We start from the raw sequence: 14573 nt of genomic DNA on the forward strand, positions 1-14573 counted from the left end.
TTGGTATAGCGTCGTGGACAGTCATTCATCCTTTCTCCGCTATTCGAATAGCAAAGACCCCGCCGGAGCGGGGTTTTGACATAAAAAGGTGAAACTGACCGATAAGCCGCGTTCTTTTGGTATAGCGTCGTGGACAGTCATTCATCCTTTCTCCGCTATTCGAATAGCAAAAACCCCGCCGGAGCGGGGTTTTTGCGTAAAAGGTGAAACTGACCGATAAGCCGGGTTCTGTCGTGGACAGTCATTCATCTAGGCCAGCAATCGCTCACTGGCTCAAGCAGCCTACCCGGGTTCAGTACGGGCCGTACCTTATGAACCCCTATTTGGCCTTGCTCCGGGTGGAGTTTACCGTGCCGCGGACTGTTACCAGCCGCGCGGTGCGCTCTTACCGCACCCTTTCACCCTTACCTGATCCCGCTTGCGCGGGCCATCGGCGGTTTGCTCTCTGTTGCACTGGTCGTGGGCTGTGACACCCCCCAGGCGTTACCTGGCACCTTGCCCTATGGAGCCCGGACTTTCCTCCCCTCCGCCCGTCTCCCCCCGAAGGAGGACGACGACGAAGCGGCGACTGTCTGGTCAGCTTCAGCGCGCAGTATAGAGGGTTTACCGCCCGTTGTCATCCCTCAGTGGTCATCCCAACCTGCAGGGTGGCAGCAATATTACGCGACGCGCGGTAAATATTATCAAACGCCCCGCGAAATGCCTCTTCCAGCGTCGAAACGGAAGTTAACACGCTGAATACGGCATCGATACCGTGCTGGTGAACCACGCCGACATCGTGAGTCAGGCTGCCAGCAATACCGATCACCGGCTTACGGTATTTCTTCGCCACCCGGGCCACCCCCACCGGCACCTTACCGTGAACAGACTGGCTATCGAGCCGCCCTTCCCCGGTGACCACCAGTGAGCAGTCATGGATTTGTTCTTCCAGCTTCAGCGCCTCGGTAACGATCTCAATCCCGCTGCGCAGCTCCGCATTGAGAAAGGCCATCAGCGCCGCACCCATGCCGCCGGCCGCTCCCGCGCCGGGGATCGACTTCACGTCCACCTGCAGCGACGTCTTAATGACGTCGGCATAATGCGCCAGATTACGATCCAGCTCGACGATCATCGCCTCGGTCGCCCCTTTCTGTGGGCCAAAGATCCGCGACGCCCCACGCTCGCCCACCAGCGGATTGGTAACATCGCAGGCCACGTGGATCATCCTGTCACGTAAGCGCGGATCGATGGCGGAAAGATCGATCCGGCTCAGACGGCTCAAACTGCCCCCGCCATGGCCGATCTCTTGTCCCTCGGCGTCACAGAGGCGGGCGCCTAGCGCCTGCATCATACCCGCCCCACCGTCGTTGGTCGCACTACCGCCGATGCCGATAATGATCCGTTCCGCACCATGCTTCAGCGCCTGTAATATTAGCTCCCCGGTACCCCGTGAAGTGGTGATGAGCGGGTTACGTTTGTCGGGCGGAACGAGCCCCAGACCGCTGGCTGCCGCCATCTCAATAAACGCGGTGACGCCGTCGCCGGACATGCCCCAGCAGGCCTTCACTCTCTCACCCAGCGGACCCGTTACCCATGCGAAATGTTCCTTTCCCTGGGTGGCGGCAATCATGGCTTCCACCGTCCCTTCGCCGCCGTCGGCGACGGGCAGGGAAACATACTGTGCATCAGGGAAAATTTCCCGAAATCCTTTTTCTATCGCCTGAGCTACCTCGCTGGCAGAAAGGCTTTCTTTGTAAGAGTCTGGGGCAATGACGATTTTCATAATTTTGTAGCCTGACAGTGCCGCGCAAGGCAAGCATAACAGGGCGCGCAGGGCGCCCTTCTTGTTAGCGAGTGACTTCCACTTTCGCCAGTTTTTCGTAATAGCACGCCAGCGCGCTATGGTCTGCAGTGCCGAGACCGTCCGCGCGCAGCGCCTGCATCATCTCCATCACCGCCGCCGTCAGCGGCAGTTGGGCGCCCACGCCGTGTGAGGTATCCAACGCATTGGCCAGATCTTTAATATGCAGGTCGATACGGAAACCCGGTTTGAAGTTACGGTCCATGACCATCGGGGCTTTCGCATCCAGCACGGTACTGCCCGCCAGACCGCCGCGAATAGCCTGATAAACCAGATCCGGATTGACGCCGGCTTTAGTCGCCAGGGTCAGCGCTTCAGACATCGCCGCGATGTTCAGCGCGACAATTACCTGGTTAGCCAGTTTGGTGACGTTGCCCGCGCCAATATCGCCGGTATGCACTACGGAGCCGGCCATCGCTTTCATCAGATCGTAGTATTTATCGAAGATCGCTTTATCGCCGCCGACCATGACCGACAGCGTGCCGTCGATGGCTTTCGGTTCGCCGCCGCTCACCGGCGCATCCAGCATATCAATACCTTTGGTTTTCAGCGCTTCGCTGATTTCCCGACTCGCCAGCGGCGCAATGGAGCTCATATCGATCACCACGGTGCCCGGTTTCGCCCCTTCAATAATGCCGTTTTCACCCAGCGCCACCTCTTTAACATGCGGAGAGTTCGGCAGCATGGTGATGATCACCTCGCACTGTTCGGCAATCGCTTTCGGCGTCGTCGCGGTCTCAGCGCCAGCGGCGATCACGTCGGCAATCGCTTCCGGGTTACGGTCAGACACCACCAGCGAGTAACCCGCTTTCAGCAAATTTTTGCTCATCGGTTTGCCCATAATGCCAAGACCGATAAAACCTACTTTGATTGTCATAATGTTCTCTCTCTTCATCCTGGTGATTATTTTTTAAACGCGTCGGCAAGTTTCTGGGTTGCAGAACGGAAGACGCCCAGATCGCTGCCAACGGCGACGAAGGTCGCGCCCCATTCCAGATAGCGGCGCGCATCGGCTTCCACTGGCGCCAGAATGCCGCTTGGCTTACCGTGCTTCTTCGCGCTGGCGAAGATATGTTGGATAGCGCGCTGCACCTCAGGATGGGAGGCATTGCCCAAATGGCCTAAGGCGGCGGCCAGGTCGCTCGGGCCGACAAACACACCGTCCACGCCCTCGGTCGCGGCAATCGCCTCGACGTTGTCCACTCCGGTCTGGCTCTCAATCTGCACCAGAATGGAAATGTTCTTGTTGGACTGGGCGAAGTAGTCCGGCACGGTGCCAAACATATTGCCGCGGTGGGAAACGGAGACCCCGCGGATCCCTTCCGGCGGATAACGGGTCGAAGCCACCGCCTGCGCCGCCTGTTCAGCCGTCTCGACAAACGGCACCAGGAAGTTATAGAAGCCGATGTCCAGCATGCGCTTGATGATGATGGGTTCATTGGTCGGCACACGGACTACCTGCGCGCTGGAGCTACCTTTCAGGGCCATCAGCTGCGGAATGAGCGTGGTGACGTCGTTTGGCGCGTGTTCCGCGTCCAACACCAGCCAGTCGAACCCCGCCAGACCCAGCACCTCGGTGCTAATCGGGTTAGCCAAAGCGCACCAGCAGCCAATCTGCACCTGATGCGCCGCCAGCGCGGCCTTAAATTTGTTCGGAAAAATTGCGTTATCCATGATTTTTACCTTGCGTTAATCGTTGCTTACTTCTGCAATTCCATACGTTTGATATCGCCAACCACAAACAGGTAGCAGACCATCATCATCAGCGCGGAGCCGCCAACAAAAATCAGTGCGCCATTAAATGAGTGCAGTTCGCTCACGATATAGCCAATAACCAGCGGCGTGGCGATCGAGGCCACATTGCCAAAGACGTTGAATACCCCGCCGCACAGGCCAACAATCTCCTTCGGCGCGACATCCGAGATAACCGGCCAGCCCAGCGCGCCAAAGCCTTTGCCAAAGAACGCCAGCGCCATAAGCGTAATGACCAGCGGCGTGCTGGCCGTGTAGTTACACAGGATGATGGACGACGCCAGCAGCATTCCCAGCACAATGGGCAGCTTACGCGCAAAAGTCAGCGTGCAGCCGCGGCCAATCAGATAATCCGAAAACAGCCCGCCCAGTACGCCGCCAGCAAAGCCAAACAGCGCCGGAATCGAAGCCACAAACCCCACTTTCAGAATCGACATTCCCTTGTCCTGCACGAGGTAGATCGGAAACCACGTCAGGAAGAACCATGTAATGGTATTCAGGAAATACTGACCGAAAAATACGCCTAACATCATTCGGTTAGTCAGCAACTGGCGGATATAGTCCATCTTCGGCCCGGCCGCCGGGGTGGCCTCTTTTTTATGGTCCATATCGACCACTGCGCCGCCTTCTGAGATATATTTCAGCTCCGCGGCCGACATTCGCGGATGATCGGTGGGGTTATGCACAAACTTCACCCAGATGATGGTGAGCACAAACCCTATTATCCCCATCACGGTAAAGACATGTTCCCAGCCCAGCGCGAAGGTCAGCCAGCCGAGCAGCGGCGAGAACAGAGCCAGCGAGAAGTACTGAGCGGCATTAAAGATAGCTGAAGCCGTACCCCGCTCTTTGGCCGGAAACCAGGCCGCCACAATGCGGGCGTTGGCGGGAAACGAGGGCGCTTCGGAAAAGCCCAGCATAAAACGCATAAAGAACATGGAGACCCCGGCCCAGGCGAGCGGGAACACATCAATAAAGCCTTGCAGGAAGGTAAACAGTGACCAGAAAAACAGACTGTATGAATAAACCTTTTTCGAGCCAAATTTATCCAGCAGCCAGCCACCAGGGATCTGCATCAGCAGATAAGCCCAGCCGAAGGCGGAAAAAATGTATCCCATCGACACCGCGCTGAGCCCCAGCTCTTTCGCGACTTCAGTACCGGCGATAGACAAGGTCGCGCGGTCGCCATAGTTCACTGCCGTCACCACAAATATCATCAACAGAATTAAATAGCGGGTCGGTATTCCTTTTTTTTCATCTAATGTAGAATCCAAAATCATTTAGACATTCCTCGGGCACAGAACACCTTTTATAATTGTTTTAAGTGGTTTCTGATTTATTTAAAAGACGATATTGAAACTGTCTATTCGCATATCGATCACCTCAAAAACATGACTCAGTATAATCAGCACGCCCCCGCCAGACACTATGCATACCCACAATATAAAGTTATTATTTAAAGCCATAATTGTGCTTATGCCATAAGTCATGGGCGCTAATCCACACTTCTTACGATTGCCTGCCCTGCAGAGGTTAGCGTCATAAAAAGGAGTGATGCCGATCACATTTTAAAATCAACTCAGCTGACATCCTTTATTCCATCATACTGATACGTAGCAAATGAATTAGCGTTTTATTTTATTATTAGCACCTGTTTGGAGATGACTGGACAATGGCTGACATTGCAATTCGACAACAATCGCCGACCGCGTTTTATATTAAAGTTGACCCGACAGATAATGTGGCGATTATTGTCAACGATCGCGGCTTAACCGCCGGAACGCGTTTCCCGGACGGCCTGACGCTCGTCGAGCATATCCCGCAGGGTCACAAAGTTGCCCTGGTGGATATCCCCGCCCATGGTGAAATCATCCGCTACGGCGAAGTCATTGGCTATGCCGTACGCGATATCCCGCAGGGAAGCTGGATTGACGAGTCGCTGGTGGAGCTGCCCACCGCCCCGCCGCTGAATACCCTGCCGCTGGCCACTAAAGTGCCTGAACCGCTACCGCCGCTGGAAGGTTACACCTTCGAAGGCTACCGCAATGCTGACGGCAGCGTGGGTACCAAGAATCTGCTGGGTATTACCACCAGCGTGCACTGCGTCGCTGGCGTGGTCGATTACGTGGTGAAAATCATTGAACGCGACCTGCTGCCAAACTATCCCAACGTCGATGGCGTGGTGGGCCTGAATCATCTCTATGGCTGCGGCGTGGCGATTAATGCGCCGGCGGCGGTAGTGCCGATTCGCACCATTCATAATATCGCCCTCAACCCAAACTTCGGCGGCGAGGTGATGGTCATTGGCCTCGGCTGTGAGAAGCTGCAGCCGGAACGCCTGCTGCAGGGCACGGAAGACGTCAAAAGTATCCCGGTGGACAGCGCCAGCATCGTCAGCCTGCAGGATGAAAAGCATGTTGGTTTTAAATCGATGGTCGATGACATTCTGCAGGTCGCCGAGCGCCACCTGGCGAAACTGAACCAGCGCCAGCGGGAAACCTGCCCGGCCTCTGAGCTGGTGGTCGGGATGCAGTGCGGCGGCAGCGACGCCTTTTCAGGCGTGACCGCCAACCCGGCGGTAGGTTACGCGTCCGACCTGCTGGTGCGCTGCGGCGCGACGGTGATGTTCTCGGAAGTGACCGAAGTACGCGACGCCATTCATCTGTTGACCCCGCGGGCGATTAACGAAGAGGTCGGTAAACGTCTGCTGGAAGAGATGGCCTGGTACGATAACTATCTTGATATGGGCAAAACCGACCGCAGCGCTAACCCCTCCCCCGGCAACAAGAAAGGCGGTCTGGCCAACGTGGTGGAAAAAGCGCTGGGGTCAATTGCCAAATCAGGGAAAAGCGCCATCGTTGAGGTGCTCTCTCCGGGGCAGCGTCCGACCAAACGCGGCCTCATTTACGCCGCAACCCCCGCCAGCGATTTTGTCTGCGGCACCCAGCAGGTAGCCTCTGGCATCACGGTGCAGGTATTCACCACCGGTCGCGGTACGCCGTACGGGCTGATGGCGGTACCGGTGATAAAAATGGCGACCCGTACCGAGCTGGCCAACCGCTGGTATGACTTAATGGACATTAACGCCGGGACCATCGCCACTGGCGAAGAGACGATTGAGGATGTCGGGCGGAAGCTGTTCGAATTTATTCTCGACGTCGCCAGCGGACGCAAAAAAACCTTCTCCGATCAATGGGGCCTGCACAACCAGCTGGCGGTATTTAACCCGGCGCCGGTAACCTGATCGAGAGCGTAAGGATTTAACCACTTTTAGCCCGGATCTATCCGGGCTTGTTGGTTAGGGATGCTGGGCGGCAAGAAAAGCGGTTCTGCCCTTTTCTTCCGACATTTTTTCCGACATTTCTTCCGACATGTGGGAGGACGCTCAAGCAGCTCTTCACTATCTGAAGGGCTGCTTGCCAGGCTTCAATTGGGTTTACAGGATCACTCCCCCTGCTGCTCCAGGGCGTACTTATACAACGCATTTTTCTTCACGCCGTGGATTTCCGCGGCCAGCGCGGCGGCTTTCTTCAGCGGCAGCTCCGCCTGCAGCAGCGCCAGAGTACGCAGCGCGGCCGCCGGCAGCGCCTCTTCCTGAGCCTTGAAACCTTCGACGATCAGCACCATCTCGCCTTTGCGACGGTTTTCATCTTCCTTCACCCACGCCACCAGCTCACCAATCGGCGCGCCATGGATCGACTCCCAGGTTTTGGTCAGCTCACGAGCCAGCACCACATAGCGGGATTCTCCCAGTACCGCGCAGATATCCTCCAGACTCTCCACCAGACGGTGGGTCGACTCATAGAAGATAAGGGTGCGCGGCTCTTCTTCCAGCGCTTTCAGGGTATCGCGGCGGCCTTTCGATTTCGCCGGCAGGAAGCCTTCATAACAGAAACGGTCGGAAGGTAGGCCGGCGGCGCTCAGGGCGGCGATAGCCGCACAGGGGCCCGGCAGCGGCACCACGCGAATATTCGCTTCGCGGCAGGTGCGCACCAGATGGTAACCAGGATCGTTAATCAGCGGCGTGCCGGCATCGGAAACCAGCGCGATGTTTTGCCCTTCTTTCAGTTTGGCAAGCAGGGTTTCCGCCTTTTGCTGCTCATTATGGTCGTGAAGCGCAAACAAACGGGCGTTTATCGCAAAATGTTGCAGCAGCAAACCGGTATGACGGGTATCTTCCGCTGCAATTAAATCAACGGCTTGCAGCACTTCCAGTGCACGCTGCGTGATATCAGACAGATTTCCTATCGGAGTGGGCACAATATAGAGCTGCCCCTGAGAATTATCCGCTGATTCGTGTTGTTTCATTGTCTCGTCCGTATTGCCGATTTAATATTGAGCATTGAGCCAAAAAAATATCACTGGACACTTATGGTACCGTCAACATTTCTTCGTTCTAAGCCCGCGCGCTGCCTGCCCGTATTGCTGGCGACTCTTATTTTTGCTGGCTGCGGCACCCACACGCAGGATCAAAGCGCGGCGTTTATGCAGGGTACGTCGCAGGCCAACTCCAGTTTCTACTTACAGCAGATGCAGCAAAGCACGAATGATAGCAAGACCAACTGGCAATTACTCGCCATTCGTGCACTACTGCAGGAAGGGAAGAAGCAGCAGGCTATCGACCTGTTTAACCAGCTGCCGGCGAACCTGAACAGCACTCAGGCCCGTGAACAGTCGCTGCTGGCGGTGGAAGTGAAGCTGGCGCAGAACGATTATCAGGCCGCCCGTAATCTGCTGGCTAAGATCGATCCGACAAACCTTGAGCAGCCTCAGCAGGCGCGCTACTGGCAGGCGCAAATCGATGCCAGCCAGGGCAAACCATCGCTGACCCTGCTGCGCGCCTTAATCGCCCAGCAGCCGCTGCTGAGTGACGCCAAACAGCGTCAGAAAAATATTGATGCGACCTGGCAAGCGCTCACCTCGATGCCCCAGGACCAGGCCAATGCGCTGGTGATCAACGCCGATGAAAATATCCTCCAGGGCTGGCTGGATCTGCAGCGGATGTGGTTTGACAACCGCAACGATCCGACGCTACTGAAAGCGGGCGTTAAAGACTGGCAGACGCGCTATCCGCAAAACCCGGGCGCTAAAATGCTGCCGACGGCGCTTGTGAATATGCAAAACTATAAGCCTGCGTCCATCAACAAGATTGCGCTTTTTCTGCCGCTGAACGGTCAGGCGTCGATCTTCGGCCGCACTATCCAGCAGGGCTTTGAAGCCGCCAAAAACGGCGCGCCGTCGGTGACGGGCAGCGCGGTTCCCGCCCAGGTCGCCCAGGCGGCGAATGTCTCCGGTAATGATGATGTGGTGAGTCCGTCGCAGGCAGAAATCAGCGATCTTACCGCCGCCGGAAGCCGCGCGGATCCGGTTCAGGCCCCGACGCAGGACCAGGCAGCGCCTGCTGCGGAACCGGCAGCCCAGGCGCCGGCAACATCCGCCACGCCGCAGACTACCGCTTCCCCGGCCACCCAGCCGGTTACCGCGCCGGCCGCACAGCCGCAGCCCGTGGTCGCAACCGCCGCTAACCCTTCTGCGGAACTGAAAATTTACGACACCACCAGCCAGCCGATAAGCCAGCTGCTCGCCCAGGCGCAGCAGGATGGCGCCACCCTGGTGGTTGGGCCGTTGCTGAAAGAAAACGTTGAAGAGGTTATCAAGAGCAACACGCCGCTCAATGTGCTGGCCCTCAACCAGCCGGAAAAAGTCGAAAGCCGCGCTAACCTCTGCTATTTCGCGCTTTCTCCGGAAGACGAAGCGCGTGACGCCGCCCGACATATCCACCAACAGGGGAAACAGACCCCGCTGCTGCTGGTTCCGCGCGGCGCGCTGGGCGATCGTGTGGTTAGCGCTTTTGCCGACGAGTGGCTGAAGCTGGGCGGCGCCAGCGTCCTGCAGCAGCGTTTTGGATCCACGGCCGAGCTGCGCGCCGGCGTGAACGGCGGCGGGGGCATTGCGCTGAGCGGCACCCCGGTCTCCACCCTGCCATCAGCGCAGAACAGCATCCTCGGCAGTGCGGATGAGATGCCGGTAAGCAGCGGCGGCAGCGTCGATGCGGCCTATATCCTCGCCACCCCGGAACAGATTGCCTATATCAAACCGATGATCGCCATGCGCAACGGCAGCCAGAGCAATGTCACCCTGTACGCCAGCTCGCGCAGCGCCCAGGGCACCGCGGGGCCGGATTTCCGTCTGGAGATGGAAGGCTTGCAGTATAGTGAGATCCCAATGCTGGCCGGCAGCAATCCGTCGCTAATGCAGCAGGCGCTGTCCGCGGTGCGTAATGACTACTCGCTGGCGCGTCTGTATGCCATGGGCGCTGACGCCTGGTCACTGGCAAATCACTTCACGCAAATGCGCCAGACGCCTGGCTTCGAGCTGAACGGCAATACCGGCGATCTGACGGCCAACCAGGATTGCGTGATTAACAGGAAACTGTCATGGCTCAAGTACCAGCAGGGAAAAATCGTTCCGGCCAGCTAAGCAAACAGACCGGCGATGCCTGGGAAAACCAGGCGCGCCGCTGGCTGGAAGGCCAGGGCCTGCGTTTTATCGCCGCCAATGCCCGCGAGCGTGGCGGCGAAATTGACCTTATCATGCGCGACGGCACGGTCACCGTTTTTATCGAAGTGCGCTACCGCCGTAGCGCCCGGTACGGTGATGCGGCGGCCAGCGTCACTCCGCAAAAACAACAACGACTGCTTAAAGCCGCCCGTTTGTGGCTCTGCCGACAGAATGGGAGCTTTGAGACTGTGGATTGCCGTTTCGATGTGGTAGCCTTCACCGGAAACGACATCCAATGGCTAAAAAACGCCTTTGGCGAATAGCGTAATACCAGAAGTAAGGGATCCCGTGCTCGACAGAATCAAAGCCTGCTTTACCGAAAGCATTCAAACCCAAATTGCCGCAGCGGAAGCACTCCCGGACGCCATCTCCCGGGCGGCGATGACGCTCGTCCAGTCCCTGCTTAACGGCAACAAAATCCTCTGTTGTGGTAATGGCACCTCCGCCGCCAACGCACAGCATTTTGCTGCCAGCATGATTAATCGCTTTGAAACGGAACGCCCTGGTTTACCTGCCATTGCACTAAATACCGATAATGTGGTCTTAACCGCCATCGCTAACGATCGCTTGCATGACGAGATCTACGCCAAGCAGGTGCGCGCCCTGGGACACGCCGGCGATGTGCTGCTGGCGATCTCTACGCGCGGAAACAGTCGGGACATCGTCAAGGCGGTGGAAGCCGCCGTGACCCGCGACATGACCATCGTCGCGTTAACCGGCTATGACGGCGGTGAGCTGGCGGGCCTGTTAGGTCAACAGGATGTCGAAATCCGCATCCCCTCCCATCGCAGCGCGCGTATCCAGGAGATGCACATGCTGACCGTCAACTGTCTGTGCGATTTGATAGATAACACTCTTTTTCCACACCAGGACGATTAAGGAGAACACATGAAGGCTCTCTCGCCCCTCGCCATCCTGCTTTCTGCACTACTGCTGCAGGGCTGCGTTGCCGCCGCGGTAGTCGGAACGGCAGCAGTCGGCACCAAAGCCGCAACGGACCCGCGTACGGTGGGAACCCAGGTCGATGACAGTACCCTGGAACTGCGCGTCAATAGCGCCTTGTCGAAAGATGAACAGATTAAGAAACAGGCCCGTATCAACGTCACCGCTTATCAGGGCAAAGTTCTGCTGACCGGCCAGTCGCCGACGCCGGACCTCTCCGCGCGCGCCAAGCAAATCGCCATGGGCGTGGAAGGGACCACGGAAGTGTTTAATGAAGTGCGCCAGGGCCAGCCGATTGGTTTAGGCACCGCCTCGTCTGATACCTGGATTACCACCAAGGTGCGTTCGCAGCTCCTGAGCACCGATCAGGTCAAATCCTCGAACGTGAAAGTAACCACGGAAAACAGCGAAGTCTTCCTGATGGGGCTGGTGACCGACCGCGAAGGCCGGGCGGCGGCGGATATTGCCAGCCGGGTAAGCGGCGTATCCCGGGTGACCACCGCCTTTACCTACATTAAATAAAGCTGCAGTTTCCCGGCTGGCGCTGCGCTTAGCCGGGCTACCGCCCCCTGTCCGTTGTGTGCCGGGTAAGGCGTAGCCGCCACCCGGCATCCAATCCCGCTATGCGTACGTTTACGGCAAACTACACCAGCGCCAGCGCACCGACAATCGCCCCGCACAGCGCCACCAGTCCGCCCGTCAGCCACAGCGCTTTGGCCGGGAAGGCTTTACGCAGCATAATCAGCGACGGCACGCTCACTGCCGGCAGTGTGATGAGCAGCGCCAGCGCGGGCGCCGTCCCCATACCCGCCAGCATCATTGTCTGCACAATCGGAATTTCCGCCGCGGTAGGGATCACAAACAGGCAGCCGGCGATCGCCATCGCGATAACCCAGAACAACGTATTATCCACCACGCCATCGGCGTGCGGGAACAGCCAGACGCGCGCCGCTCCCAGCACCAGCACCGCGAGGATATAAACCGGGATCGTGTTCCAGAACAGCGTCCACAGCGCCTGCAGCCAGCGGCTAAAGAAGCCGCCCTGAGTCGCTTCCGACGGTGCAGCAGGCACCGCTACCGGCTGCGTCGCCGCCTCTTTCACCCATTTCTGCACCAGCGTCGCCACAGTTAATACTGTCGCCAGGCCCGCCACCAGGCGAACCAGCGCAAACTGCCAGCCCAGAACAAAGCCCATAAACACCAGCGTCGCCGGGTTGAGCAGCGGGTTCCCCATCCAGAACGCCAGCGCCCCGCCCATCGACACCTGCTGTTTGCGCATCCCGGCCGCGACCGGCGCGGCGCAGCAGGTGCACATCATGCCGGGCAGCGAGAAAATCGCTCCCAGCAGCGTGCCCTGAAACCGCGATTGTCCCAGGGTGCGTAGCAGCCAGTCGCGCGGAATGAGTACCTGAATCAACGACCCGAGCAGCACGCCGAGCACCGCCGCTTTCCAGACGGCAAGGAAGTAAACCATCGCATAGTCCCACGCCGCCATCAGCGGGTTAGCGTCGGCCTGGGCGAGAATAGATTTACCGATACTGTGGGTTTCCGCAGCGGTGAAGGCTTTCCCGTAGTACGGCTGCCATTTGACGTACCACAGACCAACAATCACGACGAGAAAGAAAAGCGCGGGTTTCCACCATTGAAATGGTGACGCCGCCTGAGATGAAGACTGACCAGCCATAGCATTCCCCAGCAAGAAATGTGGATATGAATTGAAGCCGTGAATACTACGCCGGAAGCCTGCGTTTGCAAACCGCTATTCAGCCTGCCGCGCGGCGCGCTCCCGTAGTTCCGATGATGACAGAATTCGCACCCCTTCGTGGGTGGGCGACAGCGCCTCCGCCAGCAGGGCGATCGCCACATCGCGGGCCGCAATGGATTTCCAGTTCCCCGGCAAGAGCCGGAACAATGGTGCGAGGAAGGTCTCATTGGCCCGCTTTTTTTCCCGCTTGCCTGACAGCATCGACGGCCTGGCGATGGTCAGCCGCGGCCAGTCTTGCTCAATCAGCGCCGCCTCCATTTCTCCCTTCACCCGATTGTAGAAAAACGGCGAGTGGGCGTTGGCGCCCATCGCGCTAACCACCAGCATATGTTGCGCACCCAGTCGTTTGCCGGTCAGCGCGGTATCAACCACCAGCGTGTAGTCAGCATGGACGAAGGCCTCTTTGCTCCCGGCCTCCCGGCGCGTCGTTCCCAGGCAACAGAAGACGATATCCACCGGGTCAACCACCTGCGCCAGGGCATCGGTCAGCTGGGGATCGTGAGGATTAAAGACACCTTCCGCTGGTGCCAGCGGGCGACGCGTCGGCGCGGCGATGGTGCTTATACGGGGCTCATTCTGCAGCAGCCGGAGTAAGTGACCGCCAACTAACCCGGTCGCGCCGGTTAATAATACCTGACTCATTGGTTCTCCTTTACAGAATTCTCCGCCTTGCACTTTCGGGCTCATGTTCCAGGCTTAATACCTTACAAGGTAAGTATCCACCATCATCATGGAATTACCTCATTGACCATCCAGACAGTGGAGGAAGCATGAGTAAAAAGATAGCCGTCCTCATTACCGACGACTTTGAAGATTCTGAATTTACCTCTCCCGCCGAAGCCTTTAAGCTCGCCGGGCATCAGGTCATCACGATCGAAAAGCAGGCTGGCAAAACGGTGAAGGGTAAGCAGGGAGAAGCCGAGGTCGCCATCGACAGAGCCATCGATGACGTCACACCGGGTGAATTTGATGCCTTATTGCTGCCCGGGGGCTACTCTCCCGACCAGCTGCGTGGTGATGAACGCTTCGTCACCTTTACCCGCGATTTTGTCAACGGCGGTAAGCCGGTGTTTGCCATCTGCCACGGCCCGCAGCTGCTGATCAGCGCCGATGTGATCCGCGGACGTAAGCTCACGGCGGTGAAACCGATTGTGGTGGATGTGAAAAACGCCGGGGGCGAGTTTTACGACCAGGAGGTGGTGGTCGATAACGAACAGCTGGTTACCAGCAGAACGCCGGACGATCTGCCGGCCTTCAATCGCGAAGCGCTACGCCTGCTCGGTGCCGGCATCACGCCGCCAGTGTAATTTTTTCCCGAAACCCAGCGTGTTGTCGGTAAATTTGATTTCGTCCGGACGAATCTCCCATACCGGCGCCGACAGCATGCGGGCCACCGGGAAGCGCTTGACGTAGCGCTGGCGCATTCGCGCCTCTTCGTCACCGCTCAGACGACGGATCTCGCCTTTGAACTGCACGCCGCGGATCAGGGCCACCGTTTTTGGCTGGCCGTTAACCGTGCCGGCCACCTTCGCCCTCTGTCCGGTCATCTGGCCATGGCGGGTGTGCTCCTCGCTGAGCAGATAAAAGGCCACGGTATCCGGGTCATAGACGTAAAAGGCATTCGCGCACCACAGCTCGTCTTCACGGGAGACGCACCAGGTGACGACGTGCTGTTTACTCAGCCAGCGACCAATGGCGGCAAGCGTATCCATC

The 14573-nt window shown here is 58.0% G+C and carries 14 protein-coding genes and 1 other RNA gene; 6 read left to right on the forward strand and 9 right to left on the reverse strand.

All coding sequences use genetic code 11. The features are described from left to right. Window positions 1-201: 201 nt before the first annotated feature. From rnpB to RRF55_RS02605, 5 genes are all read right to left on the reverse strand, one after another. An RNA gene (gene rnpB / locus RRF55_RS02585) (RNase P RNA component class A) lies at window positions 202-584 on the reverse strand. A gap of 32 nt (window positions 585-616) precedes the next feature. Beyond that, window positions 617-1762, reverse strand: a complete 1146-nt coding sequence (gene garK, locus RRF55_RS02590; RefSeq protein WP_023288016.1) for a glycerate 2-kinase — start codon at window positions 1760-1762, stop codon at window positions 617-619. A 64-nt stretch (window positions 1763-1826) separates the two neighbouring features. Beyond that, complete coding sequence (gene garR, locus RRF55_RS02595) at window positions 1827-2717, reverse strand: 2-hydroxy-3-oxopropionate reductase (protein ID WP_004889634.1); 891 nt, start codon at window positions 2715-2717, stop codon at window positions 1827-1829. Between the two features lie 26 nt (window positions 2718-2743). Beyond that, on the reverse strand, window positions 2744-3514 hold the full coding sequence (gene garL / locus RRF55_RS02600; protein ID WP_004144873.1) for a 2-dehydro-3-deoxyglucarate aldolase: 771 nt from the start codon (window positions 3512-3514) through the stop codon (window positions 2744-2746). A gap of 26 nt (window positions 3515-3540) precedes the next feature. Continuing rightward, entirely contained in the window at window positions 3541-4872 is a 1332-nt protein-coding gene (locus RRF55_RS02605) for an MFS transporter (RefSeq protein ID WP_004149911.1), read from the reverse strand. A gap of 392 nt (window positions 4873-5264) precedes the next feature. On the opposite strand from RRF55_RS02605, the gene garD reads away from it, so the two are divergent. Then, a complete protein-coding gene (gene garD, locus RRF55_RS02610) occupies window positions 5265-6836 on the forward strand; it encodes a galactarate dehydratase (RefSeq protein WP_002917960.1) in 1572 nt (523 codons plus the stop codon). A 200-nt stretch (window positions 6837-7036) separates the two neighbouring features. Here garD and rsmI read toward each other — a convergent pair whose 3' ends face one another. Beyond that, entirely contained in the window at window positions 7037-7900 is an 864-nt protein-coding gene (gene rsmI / locus RRF55_RS02615; protein WP_004144878.1) for a 16S rRNA (cytidine(1402)-2'-O)-methyltransferase, read from the reverse strand. 63 nt (window positions 7901-7963) lie between these two features. Between rsmI and RRF55_RS02620 the strand changes: the two genes are divergently transcribed. From RRF55_RS02620 to dolP, 4 genes are read left to right on the forward strand one after another with little or no spacing between them, the layout of a single operon-like run. Continuing rightward, window positions 7964-10072 carry a penicillin-binding protein activator gene (locus RRF55_RS02620; RefSeq protein ID WP_023288017.1) on the forward strand — a complete coding sequence of 703 codons (2109 nt, stop codon included), beginning with the start codon at window positions 7964-7966 and terminating at the stop codon, window positions 10070-10072. Beyond that, on the forward strand, window positions 10030-10416 hold the full coding sequence (locus RRF55_RS02625) for a YraN family protein (RefSeq protein ID WP_002918206.1): 387 nt from the start codon (window positions 10030-10032) through the stop codon (window positions 10414-10416). Before RRF55_RS02620 ends, RRF55_RS02625 begins: the two co-directional genes overlap by 43 nt. Window positions 10417-10441: 25 nt before the next feature. Beyond that, window positions 10442-11032 carry a DnaA initiator-associating protein DiaA gene (gene diaA / locus RRF55_RS02630; protein WP_002918211.1) on the forward strand — a complete coding sequence of 197 codons (591 nt, stop codon included), beginning with the start codon at window positions 10442-10444 and terminating at the stop codon, window positions 11030-11032. 9 nt (window positions 11033-11041) lie between these two features. Next, window positions 11042-11617 (forward strand): division/outer membrane stress-associated lipid-binding lipoprotein, encoded by a 576-nt coding sequence (dolP, locus tag RRF55_RS02635; protein WP_002918214.1) that lies wholly within the window; start codon window positions 11042-11044, stop codon window positions 11615-11617. A 121-nt stretch (window positions 11618-11738) separates the two neighbouring features. On the opposite strand, the gene RRF55_RS02640 is transcribed toward dolP, so the two are convergent. Both RRF55_RS02640 and RRF55_RS02645 read right to left on the reverse strand, forming a co-directional pair. Beyond that, window positions 11739-12779 (reverse strand): permease, encoded by a 1041-nt coding sequence (locus RRF55_RS02640; protein ID WP_004889624.1) that lies wholly within the window; start codon window positions 12777-12779, stop codon window positions 11739-11741. 75 nt (window positions 12780-12854) lie between these two features. After that, the gene (locus tag RRF55_RS02645; RefSeq protein ID WP_023288018.1) at window positions 12855-13502 is read right to left on the reverse strand and encodes an NAD(P)H-binding protein; all 648 of its coding nucleotides are present in this window, start codon (window positions 13500-13502) and stop codon (window positions 12855-12857) included. A 128-nt stretch (window positions 13503-13630) separates the two neighbouring features. Between RRF55_RS02645 and RRF55_RS02650 the strand changes: the two genes are divergently transcribed. Beyond that, complete coding sequence (locus RRF55_RS02650) at window positions 13631-14167, forward strand: type 1 glutamine amidotransferase domain-containing protein (protein ID WP_002918221.1); 537 nt, start codon at window positions 13631-13633, stop codon at window positions 14165-14167. On the opposite strand, the gene RRF55_RS02655 is transcribed toward RRF55_RS02650, so the two are convergent. Further along, entirely contained in the window at window positions 14129-14572 is a 444-nt protein-coding gene (locus RRF55_RS02655) for a YhbP family protein (protein WP_004889620.1), read from the reverse strand. The two genes, RRF55_RS02650 and RRF55_RS02655, sit on opposite strands and share 39 nt — an antisense overlap. Window position 14573: the final 1 nt, after the last annotated feature.

This window comes from Klebsiella sp. K47, assembly GCF_051858335.1.
Classification (GTDB): Bacteria; Pseudomonadota; Gammaproteobacteria; order Enterobacterales; family Enterobacteriaceae; genus Klebsiella; species Klebsiella pneumoniae.

Bases quoted from the DNA above. Each gene is read 5' to 3' on its own strand.
- dolP (WP_002918214.1), top strand. From the start codon at position 11,042: ATGAAGGCTCTCTCGCCCCTCGCCATCCTGCTTTCTGCACTACTGCTG.
- RRF55_RS02620 (WP_023288017.1), top strand. From the start codon at position 7,964: ATGGTACCGTCAACATTTCTTCGTTCTAAGCCCGCGCGCTGCCTGCCC.
- RRF55_RS02650 (WP_002918221.1), top strand. From the start codon at position 13,631: ATGAGTAAAAAGATAGCCGTCCTCATTACCGACGACTTTGAAGATTCT.
- garR (WP_004889634.1), bottom strand. From the start codon at position 2,717: ATGACAATCAAAGTAGGTTTTATCGGTCTTGGCATTATGGGCAAACCG.
- RRF55_RS02655 (WP_004889620.1), bottom strand. From the start codon at position 14,572: ATGGATACGCTTGCCGCCATTGGTCGCTGGCTGAGTAAACAGCACGTC.
- RRF55_RS02625 (WP_002918206.1), top strand. From the start codon at position 10,030: ATGGCTCAAGTACCAGCAGGGAAAAATCGTTCCGGCCAGCTAAGCAAA.
- garD (WP_002917960.1), top strand. From the start codon at position 5,265: ATGGCTGACATTGCAATTCGACAACAATCGCCGACCGCGTTTTATATT.
- RRF55_RS02605 (WP_004149911.1), bottom strand. From the start codon at position 4,872: ATGATTTTGGATTCTACATTAGATGAAAAAAAAGGAATACCGACCCGC.
- RRF55_RS02645 (WP_023288018.1), bottom strand. From the start codon at position 13,502: ATGAGTCAGGTATTATTAACCGGCGCGACCGGGTTAGTTGGCGGTCAC.
- garL (WP_004144873.1), bottom strand. From the start codon at position 3,514: ATGGATAACGCAATTTTTCCGAACAAATTTAAGGCCGCGCTGGCGGCG.
- rsmI (WP_004144878.1), bottom strand. From the start codon at position 7,900: ATGAAACAACACGAATCAGCGGATAATTCTCAGGGGCAGCTCTATATT.
- garK (WP_023288016.1), bottom strand. From the start codon at position 1,762: ATGAAAATCGTCATTGCCCCAGACTCTTACAAAGAAAGCCTTTCTGCC.
- RRF55_RS02640 (WP_004889624.1), bottom strand. From the start codon at position 12,779: ATGGCTGGTCAGTCTTCATCTCAGGCGGCGTCACCATTTCAATGGTGG.